Here is a 16,068-nt window from a genome sequence, read left to right on the forward strand (position 1 = left end):
AGCTTCGGGCTAGGCCCGGACAGCAGGCGCACCCCCACAAGGTCCCTCGCCCTTGCGCACCATCATGTAACGCTCGCCTTGGCCATTGTGGAATCCGTGCTCACGGGGCAGGAATGCGCACTGCCTGGGTGCCTAAATCCCGTCGAGCATAAGGGCACTGGCCGACCAGCCGAGTACTGCGGGCGGAGTTGCCGGGACCGGGCCGCCTACCGAAAGAAGCGGGAAAAGGAACAGCGGGGCGAGGATTGATTTCTCTCTTTGTGTTGAGTGTTGATTCTCAACACAAAAGTCAAGAGCCATAAGAGAACTCTAGGGGCTCGGTGAAACGCTCTCCACAATCGACACTCAGCACGCCACCCTTAAACGTTGAAGGGTGGTACATATATTCGAATTCTCTAACCCCCAGCCAGCTGGAATCTGGGGTTTTCTCATTTGGGGGTTTCTTTTGTCTTTCCATGGTGCCCACGATTGGGCTGCCGCCGCTTCGCTGCTGGGCATCGAATACGACCCATCCGCCACGTCTGCGCGTTCCGCCATGGAGGAAGCCGGGTTCATCACCCGCGACCTGATCGCCGAGGCCGAGGGAGAGTTGCACCGTGCGCGGGGCCGTGAGGGCGACATCCCGCAGCCTTACCCCGAGGTCGCTGTACGGGCCACTGACGCGCGTTCGCTGCGTGACGCGATGGATGACCCTTGGCGGCCCCTGTGGGAGCTTCACACGCCCGCTGAGCGGATTCTGAGGCTCGCTGTCCGGCAGCGCTCACAGACGCTGTCCGTGTCCAAGTCTTGGGCGACCGCCGCCGGTTGGGTGGACATGAGCCACGGGGAGAAGCGCTTTACGGGCAACTGCCTTGAATGCGAGCGGGATTTCAGCGTGACCCGCCCCGCTGTCTCGTCTCGCCGCTGGCCGCAGATATGTGACGGCTGCAAGGTCGAGCGGGAACGTGCCCGTAAACGCGAGTGGGCGCGACGCAACCGCGCCAAGGCCGCGTAGACGCCTACTTATGAATATGGGCCGGTGATCGTTCGCCGGTCCATCCCCATTAGAAATAGCGCGGTTAGTTGGTGCGCCCCTTGGCGGTCATTGCGACTGCTGGGGGGCGCTTCTTTTTTGATTGGAATTCTCTATGTCCGCTGATCTCCTGAAGGCCGATGCACGGCACGCCTTCAACCTGTACCGCACGGATGTCGTATCCGACCCGTACGCCGTTCTTGATACTCACCGCCTTTTCGCGGTCGAGCTGCTTTGCGATGACCTTGTGACGGCCGACGACGTACGCGAGTCCGTTCACGGCCTTATCGCTGTACTCAATATCGTTACCGATTACCGCAAGACTCGCCCGACCAACACCGTTCTTTCTGAGGAAGTCTAACAATGGCCAACATCTTTGCCGTCAGCAACGTCGTTGCCAAGAACGCTGCTTCGCTACTCAAGGCCGAGCTAGTTCTAGGTCGTCTCGTGTTCCGCGAGGCCGAGTCTGATTTCATCGGCGGGCGGGGTGACACGGTCCGTGTCCGCATTCCGCGCATTCTTCAGGCATCCAAGTTCACCGGTTCCACCTCTGCTATCAGCACGCCGCTAAATGAGCAGACCGTTTCCGTCAAGCTCAACACTCACGCAATGCAGCCGCTAGAGCTGACTGCTAAGGACATGACGCTTGAGGTTGAGAACTTCAGCGCACAGGTCCTCATGCCGCAGGTTGCCGGTGTCGCCGAGATGATTGAGGAAGAGATTGCCACCGTGATGCAGCCGGTAATCACCGCTGCCACGCTGACGATTGATCCGGCCAACCCCCGTGACGCGATTACCGAGGCTGGCGAAATTCTCGACACTCGCAAGGTCGGCGCTAAGTCTCGCGTCCTGGTCGTGAGCCCGAACGTTAAGCGCGCTCTCCTTATGGACCCGAACCTTTCGCAGGTCGATTCGGCCGGTTCTCCGTCCGCCCTGCGTGACGCGATTGTGGGCCGCCTGCATGGCTTCGATGTGTACATGTCTCCATTCATCGAGGATGGCGCTGTTGCCATGACCACGGAGGCTTTCGCTGCCGCTATCAAGGCACCAGCTAAGCCCGGGTCTGTTTCCGGTGCGTCGGCAACCGACGACGATAAGCAGGGCTACGCGATGACTTGGTTTGTTTCCTTCAATGGCGAGACCCGAACGGAAATGAGCGTCGTTGAAGCATTCGTGGGCGCTACCGTTCTTGACGTTAATCGTGCGGTCGGTCTCAAGTTCGTTCCGGCAGCGTAAGGAGGGGTGATCGTGGCTGGAGTCGAGAACATGCCTGAGGCACCGCAGGGAGCCGCTGTAAGCCCTACTGAGGCGACGGAGGTGGAATTGGCTCCCGAGGCTACCCCCACCCCGGATACGGGCGCTGATCGGCTTTTGGGGCTCACGGCAGAGCTTGAGGCTTCCCGCGCGGAGACCGACGAAATGCGCACTGCGCTGACCGAGGCGGCATCCCGGGCTAAGGCGGCCGAGGTGGCTCTAGAACGTGAGCGCGCTGCCCGCCGTAATGGATTGCCGGATGAGCTGGTTTCGTTTCTCCGGGGTGAGACTGCCGAGGAGCTAGCGGCCGAAGCTGCAACGCTGGCTAAGTACGCATCGGCGGGCATCTCTGGAATCGGTACGGGTGGCCTTGACCCGACCGACAAGGGAGACGGCGGGATCGTTGCCCGTATCGTCCGAAAGTCCCGTGAACTCTAATGTCCGGTGAGCGCGATGCGCATTGCCGATACTGCGGAGTACAGGATCTTAATCCGGGATGCCCTTTGCGAGGCGTGCGAGAGGGAGCTTGCCGCATGGTGACGACGATGCCTTGGGACGATTACCAGCGGTGGAAGGTGGAGCAGAGGGCAAGCCGCGCCAAGTGACTCCGCTCCTGTTTACCCATGGAATCCAAGGTAAGGGGTGGGGAGGGGGCCCGAAATGGCTTCCTTTTGGACCGTACCGTAATAGCAGACCTCCGCCGGTACGGGTTTTGGAGTCGCCCAAGCCCCCAGCACCTTCGATCAAAAGGCCGGACTCTCGCCGGCTGCGGGGTCCAGGGTGCCGCTCGCCCAGTCTCCCCAAGGGCTTGCCGCGCCTTCGATTCCTAGGTGGGAAGCAGGTTCGGGGGCGTCACCAGTCGGGCGCGTTCGTAGAGGTCCCGCGCTGTGTGGTTCTTCAAGTACGGGCGAATGCGGCTGTGCATCGCGGTGATGCTGCGGTCGCACTGGCCGGACTGGACGAGAGGGTATATCTCCAGCACGCTCCCCCACGTCTCGCACGCTGCCTCTAGGTGGCCGACCTCTAGTTGCCGTTCGGCCAGCATGGACAGATAGCGGATACTCGTCCGCCGGAACGTGCTAGGGCGGAGTCGGTTCGATTCCTTGAGAGATTCGATAGAGCCCGCCAAGTCCCCAAGCCCGTAACGCACTTGGCCCACGTGGTACGCCAGCGAGGAAGGGTTGTAGGACCCGAAAGTCTTGGACTGTGACTCGGCCTTTTCCATGGCGGTCTCGGCTTCCCGGACGCGCTGTAGGGCCATGCGCCCGTTGCCCTCTTGTGCGGCTGCGTGCGCCTGCTGTCCGGCGAGGAATGCACGCATTCGTGGACCGGCCTGCGGGGAAGCGGCGGCGGCAGCGTCAGCGAGGCGCAATGCCTCGGGGCCGTGTCCGAGGTCTACGGCCTGAACGCTCATCCCTCGGAGCGTGGTGCAGAACGTGAGGTGATCCTCGGATGCCCCGGCGAGTTCAAGCGCTTTCAGGTAGTAGCGCTGTGCCATCCCGTGAACGCCCTCGTCCACGGCCATGTATCCCGTGAGGTAAGACAGATCCGACGCAGCGGCCATCATCGCTTTGCGGACGTTGTCCGGAGCATCAGCGCGGAGATACGGGGCAACGGTGTTGACCAAATAGGCGGCTGCCATCGGCCGCGCTGTCCGTCCGCCGAATTGGTCGTCAATGTCTGAGAGACGTTCGGTCATGGCGATAACCGATTGAACGTCGGACATTCCGATGCGCTGCGTCTCGCCTCGTTGAGTGGCTTCCATACGACCGACGACGTCCGGCCAATTGGGCACGGTGAGGGCGACAGAGAACAGACCTACTCCGAGCACGCTCCGGCGCGATGGGTCCATGTCTGCCCTCCCCAGGTCTAGCAGTCCTTCCACGGTACTGGGGAGCGCGCCGGACTCTTCGGCGGGAGGGGGCGGGAATCCCGCTTCGCTGTGCGTGATGGGGCGTCCGAGTTTCCGGGCCAGCGCTTCCAAGATCAGCGGGCGGACGGCCTCTTTCGGCATGTGCCCGTTGAGCCACTGGTGCACGGAAGGCTCTCGGTATTTGAGGGGCGTTCCCCGCTCGGTCCCCAGCTTGTTGACCTCTTGGGCGAACTGGCGGAGCGTCCACCCGGTTTCCCGGCGCAGTCGGGCAAGTGCCTCGTTGGGGCTGGTCACCGGTCATCAACTCCCCGCGTCTTCAAGCCGCTTAAAGCTCTTAAGTCCTGGCGCTGTTGCAACGGTACCTCTCGGCTGTGGTTACGCGGTTGCCTTCTGTGAGCAGCCGAACGAACACGAGAGGTGCAGCCATGAGCAGCCCTGAGAGCGCACGTGAGCACCCCCGGGACTGGGAGGCGGGGGAAACGGCGCTGGACGTCTCCACGGGCCGAGTGGGCCGCGTCATGGGGCACGTCGGACCCCGCTACCAGCTCCGGCCCTTGAACGGTGGGCGGGAGTGGGAAGCGGACCCGTCGAGCCTTCGGCCCGCGTACCAGTCCGACGCGCTCAGTACCGCTGTGGTCACCGCGAACACGAGCCAGCGGATAAGGGAGCGGATGTGAGAGGGGTTCCCAGGTTCACCCCGGAACAGCGCGCGGAGATCGACGCCGGTTTGGTGCGCATCCTCGCGGAGCGGGAGGCCCGGGAGTGGGAGGCCGCCATACGGCGTGCGGCCCCTGTCCTCGTTCGGCGCGCTGCGGAACAGCTCATCCACCACAAGGAGGAACAGCCATGACGGCAACCGCGAACGACCTTCGGACCGGCCGCGCGCTGGTCAGCTCGGACCTGTTCGACAGCATCGCTGAGTTCACCGTGACCCACTTCGGCTACGACCTGGAGAAGGCGGAGCGGGCCACGGATCAGGCCCTCGCGTTCCTCGCCACGGTCGGTACCGCCACGGTCAAGATGGTCCCGAGTGACGACGTGGACGGCGCGCTGCACAGCTTCATCCTGCACACCGCCGACTACCGCGAGTTCTGCGAGACGTACGCGGGCCGGTTCCTGGAGCACAACCCGCGCCCCGGTGGCGGCGGCCGGGTCCTGGAGGAGGTGCAGGCGACGGCGCACGCGATCAAGGCCAACGGGTTCATGGTGGTGGACTCGCTGTGGACCGTGAACGGCGAGAACGCGGCGCAGTGCGACTCTGACTGCGGGCGCGACTACCGGGCCATCTGACCGCCAGCCGTTCCGTACAGGTGAGCGTGGGGCCGGTTCTCAACTACGGGGACCGGTCTCACTGTTGGAAGGTGAAGCATGATTTTTGATGGCCCGTACAGCCCGCCGGACGGTGCGCTACAACTCCTCAATCCTGGCCCCGCCGAACTGGTGCTCAACCGGCGCGGGTCGTCCGTGTGGAAGGTCAAGACCGAGGCCGGTTCCTACGCGGTGAAAGTCGGCTACCCAAGTCGGACTCACGCATGGACCGCGCTTGCACCTGCCCGTGAAGCCGCCGTTCTGCGACAGCTCACCCATGAGCGGATCTTCAGCGGGGAGTGGGAGCACGGCACGTGGGGCGCCCAGCCGTGGCGGCGTGGTGAGAGCCTCCATGACCGCTGGGCACCCTGCCGAGATGAGGCGGCCGAGCCGAACATCGGAGAGGCCCTGTCGTGCGCTGTGGCCCTGTCGGGACTGCACGGGATGGGATGGGTGCACGGGGACGTGCAGCCCGCGCATTTCCTCTTAGGGGAGTCGGGAGGGGCGTTCCTGATCGACCTGGCGCTGTCCCATGGCGGTCGGGTGCCCCGCGCCTATGACTTCCCGTACCGGGGTTGTCTCGTCCACTACGAAGCGCCGGAGATCTCGGCCAGCGTGTTGGGGTCGGGCCTGGCTACGCCGACGCAGGAAGCGGACGTTTACGCGCTGGGGGCGGCACTCTTCATCAGCGCGACGGGCTGGCGGCACGTGGCCTACCCGGACGACGCTCCCCGGGAGGTTCAGCGGCAAGCCATCGTGGCGGGCCCTCACCGCCCCGTGGACATGCCCGGAGTGCTGGGGGGTCTCATCCCCCACATGCTCGATCGTTCGCCCGCTGACCGGCCTACCAGCGCCGAGGTCTGCGAGAGGCTGAGTGCGGCCCTGTAGGGCTCCGCCGGGCCTCGCTCGTGCGCTTCCCCCACCGTGGCGCACGAGCGGGGTTGCTCTGTGTTCGCTGCCCAGCTCTATGTATGGTTTGGGCAGGCACTCACCCTCGTGGCCCGTGTTCAACGCCGCGAGCAGATCGGCCACCTCGGCCCCTCGGACTTCCCCCACGACCAGCCGGTCCGGTCGCATCCGCAGCGCCTGACGGACCAGGTCGGCGAGGGTCACCGCGCCCGCACCCTCCTGATTCGCCGGCCGGGTCTCCAGGCGGACCACGTGCGGATGGTCCGGGCGTAACTCCCCGGAGTCCTCAGCGAGCACGATCCGTTCCCCGGGGCCCACCAGGCCCAACAGGGAGCTCAGCAGCGTGGTCTTGCCCGTCCCCGTCCCGCCACTGATCAAGAACGAGAGCCTGGATCGGAGCAGCGCCAGCAGAACCTGCTGCCCGCCGGGTGGCAATGTGCCGGCCGCAGCCAGTTCGTCGAGGCTGAATGCCCTCGGCCGCACCACCCGCAGCGAAAGGCAGGCCGAGCCGACCGCCACTGGGGGCAATACCGCGTGCAGCCGGGTACCGTCGGGCAGTCGGGCGTCCACCCAGGGCCGGGCATCGTCAAGGCGTCTTCCCGCCGCGGCAGCCAGCCGGGTCGCCAGTCGGCGTACGGCCGTCGGGCCTTCGAACACCACGGTGGTCAACTCCAGGCCCTGGCCGCGGTCGACCCACACTCGGTCGGGCGCGGCGACCAGGACGTCCGTCACTGCGGGATCCATGAGGAGCGGCTGCAAGGGGCCGGCCCCCACCAGTTCCGATCGCAGTTCCTGGGCCGCTCCCAGGACCTCCGTATGCCCCAGCAGACGCCGCTGAGCACGCAAGGCCTCAGCGACCCGTGCGGGGGTCGGTTCGGCTCCGCTCTCGGCCAGTCGGCGCCGGACTGCTTCCAGCAGGGGCGTGCTCATGTCCGGCCGCCGATCCGTTCGCTTGAAGTGAGTGCGGGCAGGGTGTCCTCGCAGAGCACCTGATCCCAGAACCGACCGCAAAAGCGCGCCAGGGGACCCCGCTCGACGGACCCGGGCGGCTGACCGCCCGCCGCGGCCACCGCCGACCCGGGCTCGGTTGGCACCTCCCCGACCAGACGCAGGCCGAGCAACTCGGCCATGCACGGGGGGCCCAGCCCTGCCGCGTAGGGCGCTCGTGTCACCAAGCGCAGGTCCCGTACCAGCAGCCCGGCTGCCGCGGCCACTCGGCTGGCCGCGGCTACGGCACGCACTTCCCCGGGTACCACCAACAGGGCAAGATCGAGTTGGAGATATGCGTCGGCCACCTCCTCGTCCACCCGGCGGGGTAGGTCCACGACCACGACTCCGCCTCCCCGCCGCGCCGCGGCCAACACGGAACGCACCGCCTCCGCCGGAACCTGGAGCCGGTCGCCGCGATCCCAGCTGAGCACCCGCAGCGCTCGCAGTTCAGGTAGGGCCTCCTCCAGGGCCCCTCCTGCGACCCGACCGCGCGACTCCGCGAAGTCGGGCCAACGCAGGCCCTCCACTGCTTCACCACCGAGGAGTACGTCGAGCCCCCCGCCCAGGGGATCGGCGTCGATCAGTACGGTGCGTTCGCCACGGCGGGCGGCTGCGATGGCCAGTGCACAAGCCAGCGTGGAGGCGCCGGCTCCACCGCGTCCGCCGACCAGTCCGATCGTGGTCGCGGGGCTGTTCGTGCCCTCCACCGCATCGGCGATCCGATCGACCAACCAGGCTTCGGCCTCGGGTAGACAGACCACCTGCTCTGCCCCGAGTTGCACGCCACGCCGCCAGATTCCGCCGTCCTCGGCGTCGCGCCCCACTAACAGGACACCATCACGGCGTGCCGTGCCCGTGCGCACCCGCCGCGCGGCATCGTCCCCGACGAGGACCAGCGGGGCGTCTCGCCAGTCGGACGCGAGCTCTCCCCCCTCCGCCTGGACACCACCAGGCTCCGGGACGGAGTGTCTGACCTCGGGTTCCGCTCCGGCGGCGGCACACAGGCGCAGGAGATCATCCAGCAGCACCGGGTCCTCGGTGACGATCACCGGCGCGCTGGGGCGGGCCCCCGTCGCTCGTGGTGCTCCCCGCAACTTCCGTGCCATCGATCCAGCCACGATCTCGGCCCCTCTCACGCTGATTCCCTGCAGCCGCGGACTTCGCGATGGGAATCACCGTGCAGGCTTCCGGGAAATAAAGTGGACCTTGCCTAAAAACTGTGGATTCGAGCGGGCCTGTGAATAACTCGCTCACCCGTCCCAGTGACTTCCGGAGAGCACCGGAACTATCACGCAACGTGACGAGTCTGAGTCCATGAGAGGGCCGCGGGCGAAGGCCGGTGAAGCGGAATAGCAGATGCCGGTGGCCGGAAGCAGCCGAGTGAGGAGGCGAAAATGCGTCCGGACATGCGACGACCCCCGCCGGGGGGGAGAGCGGGGGTCGTCCCCACGGCCGACTCGGGGGGGGAGGAGCCGGACCGGGTTAGCACGGTCGCGAACGATCCGTGACTTCCATGGTGTACCCGAGAGCCTTCTCAAGCAAACCCACGCGCCACACCTTACGCCGAATGGTGGGCGCATATGCTCATGGCGTGGAAAACCACTCCTTGCCCCGCACAGCCGCCTTCTTCGACCTGGACAAGACGGTCATTGCGAAGTCGAGCACGCTGACCTTCAGCAAGTCCTTCTACCAAGGCGGACTGATCAACCGCCGCGCTGTACTACGCACCGCGTACGCCCAGTTCGTCTTTCTCGCGGGCGGCGCGGACCACGACCAGATGGAGCGGATGCGGGAGTACCTCTCCGCGCTCTGCAAAGGCTGGAACGTGCAGCAGGTCAAGGAGATCGTCGCGGAGACGTTGCACGATCTCATCGATCCGATCATCTACGACGAAGCCGCCTCGTTGATCGAGGACCACCACACCGCCGGGCGCGACGTGGTGATCGTGTCCACCTCCGGTGCGGAGGTGGTGGAGCCCATCGGAGAGCTGCTCGGAGCCGACCGGGTGGTTGCCACCCGGATGGTGATGGGCGAGGACGGCTGCTTCACCGGCGAGGTGGAGTACTACGCCTACGGGCCGACCAAGGCGGAGGCCGTTCGCCAGTTGGCCGAGTCAGAGGGCTATGACCTCTCTCGCTGCTACGCCTACAGCGACTCCGTCACCGATATTCCGATGCTGGAAGCGGTGGGCCATCCGCACGCGGTCAACCCGGACCGATCCCTGCGCCGGGAAGCATTGGCCAGGGGCTGGCCGGTCCTGGGGTTCAGCCGCCCCGTGCGCCTCAAGCAGCGACTCCCGGAGTTCTCCATTCCGGCTCGACCGGCCCTGGTGGCCGCGGCAGCGGTGGGAGCAGCCGCCGCGACCGCGGGACTGGTCTGGTACGCGAGCCGACGCCGCGGGGCCCTGGCCTGAGCCCTGGGCCACCGGTGGGCCCAGGTGCGAGACCCTCCGCGACAAGCCCGTCCGTTTCGCCACCCTTCGCCACTAAAAGTAAAGAAGTGCAGCCAGGGGTTCCGCTCGCTTCGGGATGGAGGTACAAATGAGGCAACGGCCCGCGAGACCAAGGACATCCGAGAGGATCATCTTTAGAACCGCAAAATGGCCCCACGGACCGAAGCACGAACGCCGAGCACCCACGCGACGTCGACCCGTCGATTACGGGCCAGCCGCACCAGGCAACGGGCAGAAGTTCCCGGCCTGATGGGCACACTTCGAGGACGCTTGGTAACTGGGCGCAAGTGCCAGCGGCGACACCATAAGCTCAAACGGTGTCGCCGCAACCCTGTGCGCCCCCGACCGCGAGCTCAGGCGGCGCCCCGCTGAAGCGCCTCACAGACCGCAGTGGACTCCCGCGCCCCTAGCTCCACAGCCCGCCCGCAGTGGGCGATCCACGCGGCCACGCCTTGAGGTGTCCCGGACGCATACCCGGCCAGAGCCTCCTGGTAGGCAGCCCGACCCAGTTCGGCGTGACCGACCTCAGCCGGGCACACTGACTTCGGATCGAGCCCGCTACCGACGAGCACGACCCGCGCCGCGGCCCGCGCCACCAGCCCGTTGCACGAGCCGAAGGGGCGCAGCGTGAGCAGTTCGCCGTGCACCACGGCGGCGGACACCAACGCGGGCGCCGAGCTTCCGGAGATGATCAGTCCGGCCAGTCCGTCGAGCCTGCCCGCCATCTCTTCGGCTGCCGGAAGGGGCAGATCCACCAACGGCTCGTCCACCGGCTCGGCGGCCTTCCGGGGGCGCCCGACGGCTTCACCGGGTACAGCGCCACCGGCCGCCACCAGATGCAGGCGGGCCAGCACCCGCAGCGGCGACTGCCTCCAGATACTGAGCAGTTGGCCGGCCTCCGCAGTCAACCGCAGGGCGGCTCCCACGGTCAGCGCCTGCGCCTCGGCTCCGAAATCGGTCCGCCTCCGCACTTCCTCCAGCTCCCAGTCCGCGCCCGAGAGGGCCGCGCTGCCGCGAGCGCCCCGCAGGGCGGCCTCGGAGGTGATCTCGTTGCTCCGGCGACGCATGATCCGGTGCCCATAGACGCGGTCCACCGCCTTGCGCACGGAGTCCACGGACTCGGCGACGCCGGGCAGGGCGGCCAGCGGGGCGAGGGGATCGACTGACGTACTCATAAGTAGGGAGCCTACGCACCCCTGGTCCCGACGCCCTGTCGGAGTGGCCATCTTCACTCAATCACGCCACTCAAAGCTACTGAGCCGCTACTCTTGGTGAACATGAAGATCGCTTTCGTGGGGAAGGGCGGCAGCGGCAAGACCACGCTGTCCTCGCTCTTCATTCGCCACCTCGCCGCCAACAAGGCCGCCGTCGTCGCAGTGGACGCCGACATCAACCAGCACCTCGGTGCCGCACTCGGGCTGAACGAGAACGAGAGCGCACAACTACCCGCGATGGGCGCACAGCTGCCCCTGATCAAGGACTACCTCCGCGGCTCCAATCCCCGGATCACCTCCGCCGATTCGATGATCAAGACCACACCGCCGGGGACCGGCTCCCGCTTGCTGAGGGTCCGCGAGGACAATCCGGTCTACGAGGCCTGCGCTCGCCCGATCACGCTCGACGGCACCGAGGTCCGTCTGATGGCCACCGGGCCCTTCGCGGAGTCGGACCTGGGCGTGGCCTGCTACCACTCCAAGGTCGGAGCCGTGGAACTCTGCCTGAACCACCTGGTGGACGGCCAGGACGAATACGTGGTGGTCGACATGACGGCCGGATCCGACTCCTTCGCCTCCGGCATGTTCACCCGGTTCGACATGACCTTCCTGGTCGCAGAGCCCACCCTCAAGGGCGTATCCGTCTACCGCCAGTACCGGGACTACGCGAAGGACTTCGGGGTGGCCCTGAAGGTGGTGGGGAACAAGGTGCAGGGGCGAGAGGACGTCGAGTTCCTCCGCGACCAGGTCAGGGAGGACCTGCTGGTCACCGTCGGGCACTCGGACTGGGTGCGGTCCATGGAGAAGGGGCGGCCGGCGCGGTTCGAACTGCTTGAGGCACACAACCGCGTGTCGCTGCAGCGCCTCCAGGACGCGGCCGATGACGCCTATGCCCTGCGGGACTGGGCCCGGTACACCGAGCAGATGGTGCACTTCCACCGCAAGAACGCAGAGAGTTGGGGCAATGCGAAGGCCGGGGTCGACCTGGCAGCCCAGGTCGACCCCGACTTCGTCCTTCATGAACGACTGGCTACCCCGCAACCCGCGTAAGGGCCTACTCGACCGCCTTGGGGGCGTTCGCGGGGCGCGGCGGGCCGGCCGGCGCCAGCGCCGATCCTGCTGCCCCGGCCCTCGGCGGGGCAGGCGCGGGCTGGGGCGGCGCCAAGTACGCCTTCCAGCCCTCTTCCGGCGACTCGCCGACGTCGAGGTCGCGCAGCTTGGTGAGCACCTCGGGGTCCTGCACGTCGAGCCAGTCGGCGAGTTCCCGGAACGTCACGCAGCGGACGTCCTGCTGGGTGCAGACACCCGCGATGGTCTCCTCGACGGCGCGCATGTACGTACCGCCGTTCCAGGACTCGAAGTGGTTACCGATGATCAACGGGGCGCGGTTTCCCTGGTAGACGCGGTCAAAGGCCTTGAGCAGCCCGTCGCGCATCTGGTCACCCCAGTAGTCGTGCATGTTCGGGTCGCCCTGTGAAGTGGTTCCCGACTGGTTGACCATGTAGTTGTAGTCCATCGAGAGGGTCTCGAAGCTGCGCCCCGGCATGGGCACCAGTTGGAGCGGGATGTCCCAGAGGCCGTGGCTCCGCTTTGGCCAGATCTGCTTGCTGATGCCGCTGGAGTCATAGCGGAAGCCCATGTCCTTGGCCGCCAGCATGAAGTTCAGCTGGCCTTCGAGGCAGGGCGTGCGGGCGCCGATGAGTTCCTTGTCGTAGTCGAAGGGCAGGGCCTTGACGTCCTTGAGGCCGGAGTTGCCCTTCCAGTTCTTCACGAAGGACTTGGCCTGGTTGATCTCGCTCTTCCACTCGTCGACGGTCCAGGTGCCGACACCGCCTTCGGGTCCACAGAAGTGTCCGTTGAAGTGGGTGCCGATCTCATTGCCCTCCAACCATGCGCCGCGCAGCTGTTCGGCCGTGGCACGGATGCCCTTGAGGTCGCCGAAACCGATGTCGGAGCGGCCGGCGGAATGCCGGGGCGGGTCATAGAGGTCCGCCTTCTCCTCGGGGAGCATGTACAGCCCGCTGAGGAAGTAGGTCATCTTGGCGTTGTACTTCTTACCCACCTTGCGGAAGTGGGAGAAGAGCTGCTGGCTGTCCTCGCCGGCGCCGTCCCAGGAGAAGACCACGAACTGCGGAGGCTTCTGACCTGGCTTCAACTTCTGCGGCACGGCCACGTTCGGCTGCCGGCCCGTGTACGAGGTGGAACCGTCGCCGATCAGTCGGCTGACGCTGCCGGGTGCGGCCTCGGGGGCCGCCGTGCCCTCGCCCGGAGGTGCGTGTGCGGGGCGTTTGGCCGGTTGCGCTCCGGTGCAGCCCGCCAGCCCCAGCGCCAGCGCCGCAACGGCCACGCCACCCGCGATCGTCTTCGAGGCGGCCCTGGGGACGGTCTTCGAGGCGGCCATCATCCGCCCACCCTCTTCCTGTGCGTCTGCGGGTTCTCCGGTGCAAGCTCACACGAGGGCAGCTTGTCGCATTATTCGACAAGCCGAAAAAAAGTCTTAATCACCCATGAGATGGATTAATTACTCCAATTGCCCAACAATCCACCCAGGAGACTTTACTCTGCATTACGATCCATTTACTTAGAGTTGAGACTCTGATCCAGAGAATCCCCCGCCGCACCCGATGCCCCGGAGGAGAACCGAAAGCATGCACGTATCTCGTCGCGACCTGTCCGCCTCGATCACGGTCTTCCTTATCGCGCTGCCGCTGTCCCTCGGCATCGCGCTCGCCACCGGCGCTCCACTCCAGGCCGGGCTCGTCGCCGCAGCTGTCGGCGGCCTGGTGGCGGGGCGCCTGGGAGGAGCGCCGCTCCAGGTCAGCGGCCCGGCAGCTGGACTGACGGTCGTCACAGCAGAGTTGATTCAGCGTTACGGATGGCGCACCACCTGCGCCATCACCGTCTTGGCCGGAGTCGCCCAGGTAGGCCTGGCCCTGTTGCGGACCGCGCGGTCGGCACTTGTCGTCAGCCCCGCCATCGTGCACGGCATGCTCGCCGGCATCGGTGTGACGATCGCACTGGCCCAACTGCACATCGTGCTCGGTGGCACCCCGCAGAGCTCGACGATCGCCAATGTGCGAGGGCTCCCCTCACAGTTGGCCGACCTCCACCCGGCGGATCTCGGCATCAGCGCCCTGACCTTGGCCATCTTGATCGTCTGGCCCCGTCTGCCCGGGCGGAGCGGGCGGATCCTGCGCATCATGCCCGCCGCACTGGCCGCTGTTGCCGGGGCGACCGCTCTCGCCACACTGTCCGGATTGCACCTGCCCCGCGTGGACCTCCCCTCCTGGCGCAGCCATGCGCTTCCGCAGCTACCCGAAGGACCCGTCCTCGGCATCCTCGCCGCCGTCTTGACCATCACCCTGGTCGGGAGCGTGTCCTCGCTGCTGTCCGCCGTAGCCACCGAGAAGCTGGTGGCCGCCCGCAGCAACGCCGACGGGAGCGCGGCAGACGGGACCCGGCCGCCGCGCACCGACCTCGACCGGGAGCTGCAGGGCCAGGGCGTGGCCAACATCGTCTCCGGCGCGCTCGGCGGCCTTCCAATCGCCGGAGTGGCAGTGCGAAGCGTGGCCAACGTCCGCGCAGGGGCCACCAGTCGGAACTCGACGCTGCTTCACGGACTGTGGGTGCTCCTCGCAGCGCTCCTGCTGGTTCCGGTGCTCGAACTGATCCCGTTGGCCGTGTTGGCCGCCCTCGTCATGTTCGTCGGGGTGCAGATGGTCAACATCACGCACATGCGCAGCATCGGGCGGCACCGCGAGGTACCGGCCTACGTCGCCACGACCGTGGTCGTGGTGCTCGGGGGGGTGCTGGAGGGAGTGGCGGTCGGTGTCGCTGTCGCAGTGACGATGGCCATGACCAGACTGGCCCGCACCAAGATCACCCTAGAGCTCGACGGTGCGGTGCACCGGGTCCGGGCCCGCGGTCAGCTGACCTTCCTGGCGGTACCCCGCCTCAGTCGCGTGCTGAGTCAGGTCCCACCACGCGCTCAAGTGGTGGTGGAGCTGGACGGTTCCTTTATGGACCACGCTGCTTTCGAAGCACTCCAGGACTGGCACGACTCGCATGTGGCCCACGGCGGGCAGGTGAAGATCTCGGACCGCTCAGGCACACCGATCGCCACCTCGGGGCGTGGTCAGGGCCATCACTGCTGTCGCCCCTGGACCCCCTGGCGCAACCACTGTGACCACCGCCAGCAGGAGCCCGCCACCGCCCCGGTTCGGCCCAGCCGCGGCGTGGGTCAACTGGTCAGTGGGATCGGCGCCTTCCAGCGCGACACCGCGCCACTGGTCCGCAGTGAGCTGGCCAGGTTGGCCCGTGAAGGGCAGCAACCCTCCCAGTTGTTCATCACCTGTGCGGATTCCCGGCTGGTCACAAGCATGATCACCTCAAGTGGTCCGGGAGATCTGTTCACGGTGCGCAACGTCGGCAACCTCGTGCCTCCACCAGGGAAGGAGTCCCGGGACGACTCTGTCGCAGCAGCGATCGAGTACGCCGTGGACGTGCTCCAGGTGGACAGCATCACGGTCTGTGGGCATTCGGGTTGCGGCGCGATGCAAGCGCTCCTCAACACCCGCCCCGACGCTCAACCGAGCCCGTTGCAGAGGTGGCTGCGCCACGGAATGCCGAGCCTGCAGCGGATGGGCAGCCGCCACCACTCGTGGGCGAGGATCTCGGGCCGGCTTCCGGCAGACGCGGTCGAGCAGCTGTGTCTGACCAACGTGGTGCAGCAACTGGATCACCTGCGCGCTCACGGGTCGGTGGCCCGACGACTGGCGGAGGGCACTTTGGAGCTGCACGGGATGTACTTCCACGTTGGCGAGGCACAGGCCTACCTACTCACCGAGGGGGCTGGGCAGGACTGGTACGACCACCATGTGTTCGACAGTGTCACGCCGAGCCAGGGCCCCGAGCAGGCGTGGGAGTTCGAGGCGGAAGGTGCGCCCATTTCCTTCCTCGACTCCAAGGCGCGGGCGGACGGGCCGCTGTCGGCCGGGACCTCCCCGAGCCGAGACAGGGCACCCGCCTGAACCACGACCGTCCGTGATCCGTGAGA

Annotated in this window: 15 protein-coding genes; 9 read left to right on the plus strand and 6 right to left on the minus strand. The window is 66.6% G+C overall.

The features are described 5' to 3' along the window. Positions 1-445: 445 nt before the first annotated feature. On the plus strand, positions 446-994 hold the full coding sequence (locus ACFYMC_RS02360; RefSeq protein WP_388517488.1) for a hypothetical protein: 549 nt from the start codon (positions 446-448) through the stop codon (positions 992-994). A gap of 64 nt (positions 995-1,058) precedes the next feature. Here the strand turns inward: ACFYMC_RS02360 and ACFYMC_RS02365 are convergent, their stop codons facing one another. After that, positions 1,059-1,376 carry a hypothetical protein gene (locus ACFYMC_RS02365; protein ID WP_388517491.1) on the minus strand — a complete coding sequence of 106 codons (318 nt, stop codon included), beginning with the start codon at positions 1,374-1,376 and terminating at the stop codon, positions 1,059-1,061. On the opposite strand from ACFYMC_RS02365, the gene ACFYMC_RS02370 reads away from it, so the two are divergent. Together ACFYMC_RS02370 and ACFYMC_RS02375 are read left to right on the plus strand one after the other, a co-directional pair. Further along, on the plus strand, positions 1,376-2,248 hold the full coding sequence (locus tag ACFYMC_RS02370) for a P22 phage major capsid protein family protein (RefSeq protein ID WP_388517494.1): 873 nt from the start codon (positions 1,376-1,378) through the stop codon (positions 2,246-2,248). The genes ACFYMC_RS02365 and ACFYMC_RS02370 overlap by 1 nt on opposite strands. A gap of 12 nt (positions 2,249-2,260) precedes the next feature. Beyond that, on the plus strand, positions 2,261-2,704 hold the full coding sequence (locus tag ACFYMC_RS02375; RefSeq protein ID WP_388517497.1) for a hypothetical protein: 444 nt from the start codon (positions 2,261-2,263) through the stop codon (positions 2,702-2,704). A gap of 388 nt (positions 2,705-3,092) precedes the next feature. On the opposite strand, the gene ACFYMC_RS02380 is transcribed toward ACFYMC_RS02375, so the two are convergent. Further along, the gene (locus ACFYMC_RS02380) at positions 3,093-4,433 is read right to left on the minus strand and encodes a tol-pal system YbgF family protein (RefSeq protein WP_388517500.1); all 1,341 of its coding nucleotides are present in this window, start codon (positions 4,431-4,433) and stop codon (positions 3,093-3,095) included. A gap of 131 nt (positions 4,434-4,564) precedes the next feature. Here ACFYMC_RS02380 and ACFYMC_RS02385 point away from each other — a divergent pair, with 131 nt between their 5' ends. From ACFYMC_RS02385 to ACFYMC_RS02395, 3 genes are read left to right on the plus strand one after another with little or no spacing between them, the layout of a single operon-like run. Beyond that, positions 4,565-4,816 carry a hypothetical protein gene (locus ACFYMC_RS02385; RefSeq protein WP_052030396.1) on the plus strand — a complete coding sequence of 84 codons (252 nt, stop codon included), beginning with the start codon at positions 4,565-4,567 and terminating at the stop codon, positions 4,814-4,816. Then, positions 4,813-4,989 carry a hypothetical protein gene (locus ACFYMC_RS02390; protein ID WP_388517503.1) on the plus strand — a complete coding sequence of 59 codons (177 nt, stop codon included), beginning with the start codon at positions 4,813-4,815 and terminating at the stop codon, positions 4,987-4,989. The genes ACFYMC_RS02385 and ACFYMC_RS02390 overlap by 4 nt, the downstream gene beginning before the upstream one ends. After that, positions 4,986-5,429 (plus strand): hypothetical protein, encoded by a 444-nt coding sequence (locus tag ACFYMC_RS02395; protein WP_388517506.1) that lies wholly within the window; start codon positions 4,986-4,988, stop codon positions 5,427-5,429. Before ACFYMC_RS02390 ends, ACFYMC_RS02395 begins: the two co-directional genes overlap by 4 nt. Before the next feature lie 504 nt (positions 5,430-5,933). On the opposite strand, the gene ACFYMC_RS02400 is transcribed toward ACFYMC_RS02395, so the two are convergent. Both ACFYMC_RS02400 and ssd read right to left on the minus strand, forming a co-directional pair. Continuing rightward, on the minus strand, positions 5,934-7,286 hold the full coding sequence (locus tag ACFYMC_RS02400) for a TadA family conjugal transfer-associated ATPase (RefSeq protein ID WP_388517509.1): 1,353 nt from the start codon (positions 7,284-7,286) through the stop codon (positions 5,934-5,936). Continuing rightward, complete coding sequence (gene ssd, locus ACFYMC_RS02405) at positions 7,283-8,452, minus strand: septum site-determining protein Ssd (RefSeq protein ID WP_388517952.1); 1,170 nt, start codon at positions 8,450-8,452, stop codon at positions 7,283-7,285. Before ssd ends, ACFYMC_RS02400 begins: the two co-directional genes overlap by 4 nt. Positions 8,453-8,913: 461 nt before the next feature. On the opposite strand from ssd, the gene ACFYMC_RS02410 reads away from it, so the two are divergent. Beyond that, complete coding sequence (locus tag ACFYMC_RS02410) at positions 8,914-9,759, plus strand: HAD family hydrolase (protein ID WP_388517511.1); 846 nt, start codon at positions 8,914-8,916, stop codon at positions 9,757-9,759. 392 nt (positions 9,760-10,151) lie between these two features. Here the strand turns inward: ACFYMC_RS02410 and ACFYMC_RS02415 are convergent, their stop codons facing one another. Further along, the gene (locus ACFYMC_RS02415) at positions 10,152-10,973 is read right to left on the minus strand and encodes an oxidoreductase (protein ID WP_388517514.1); all 822 of its coding nucleotides are present in this window, start codon (positions 10,971-10,973) and stop codon (positions 10,152-10,154) included. A 102-nt stretch (positions 10,974-11,075) separates the two neighbouring features. Between ACFYMC_RS02415 and ACFYMC_RS02420 the strand changes: the two genes are divergently transcribed. Then, positions 11,076-12,062: an ATP-binding protein gene (locus tag ACFYMC_RS02420; protein WP_388517517.1), complete on the plus strand. Its 987-nt coding sequence runs from the start codon at positions 11,076-11,078 to the stop codon at positions 12,060-12,062. A gap of 4 nt (positions 12,063-12,066) precedes the next feature. Here ACFYMC_RS02420 and ACFYMC_RS02425 read toward each other — a convergent pair whose 3' ends face one another. Further along, on the minus strand, positions 12,067-13,413 hold the full coding sequence (locus ACFYMC_RS02425; protein ID WP_388517519.1) for a hypothetical protein: 1,347 nt from the start codon (positions 13,411-13,413) through the stop codon (positions 12,067-12,069). A 223-nt stretch (positions 13,414-13,636) separates the two neighbouring features. On the opposite strand from ACFYMC_RS02425, the gene ACFYMC_RS02430 reads away from it, so the two are divergent. Beyond that, positions 13,637-16,042: a bifunctional SulP family inorganic anion transporter/carbonic anhydrase gene (locus ACFYMC_RS02430; RefSeq protein WP_388517522.1), complete on the plus strand. Its 2,406-nt coding sequence runs from the start codon at positions 13,637-13,639 to the stop codon at positions 16,040-16,042. The last annotated feature ends 26 nt before the right edge of the window (positions 16,043-16,068 follow it).

This window comes from Streptomyces sp. NPDC006879 (genome assembly GCF_042869595.1).
GTDB lineage: Bacteria > Actinomycetota > Actinomycetes > Streptomycetales > Streptomycetaceae > Streptomyces.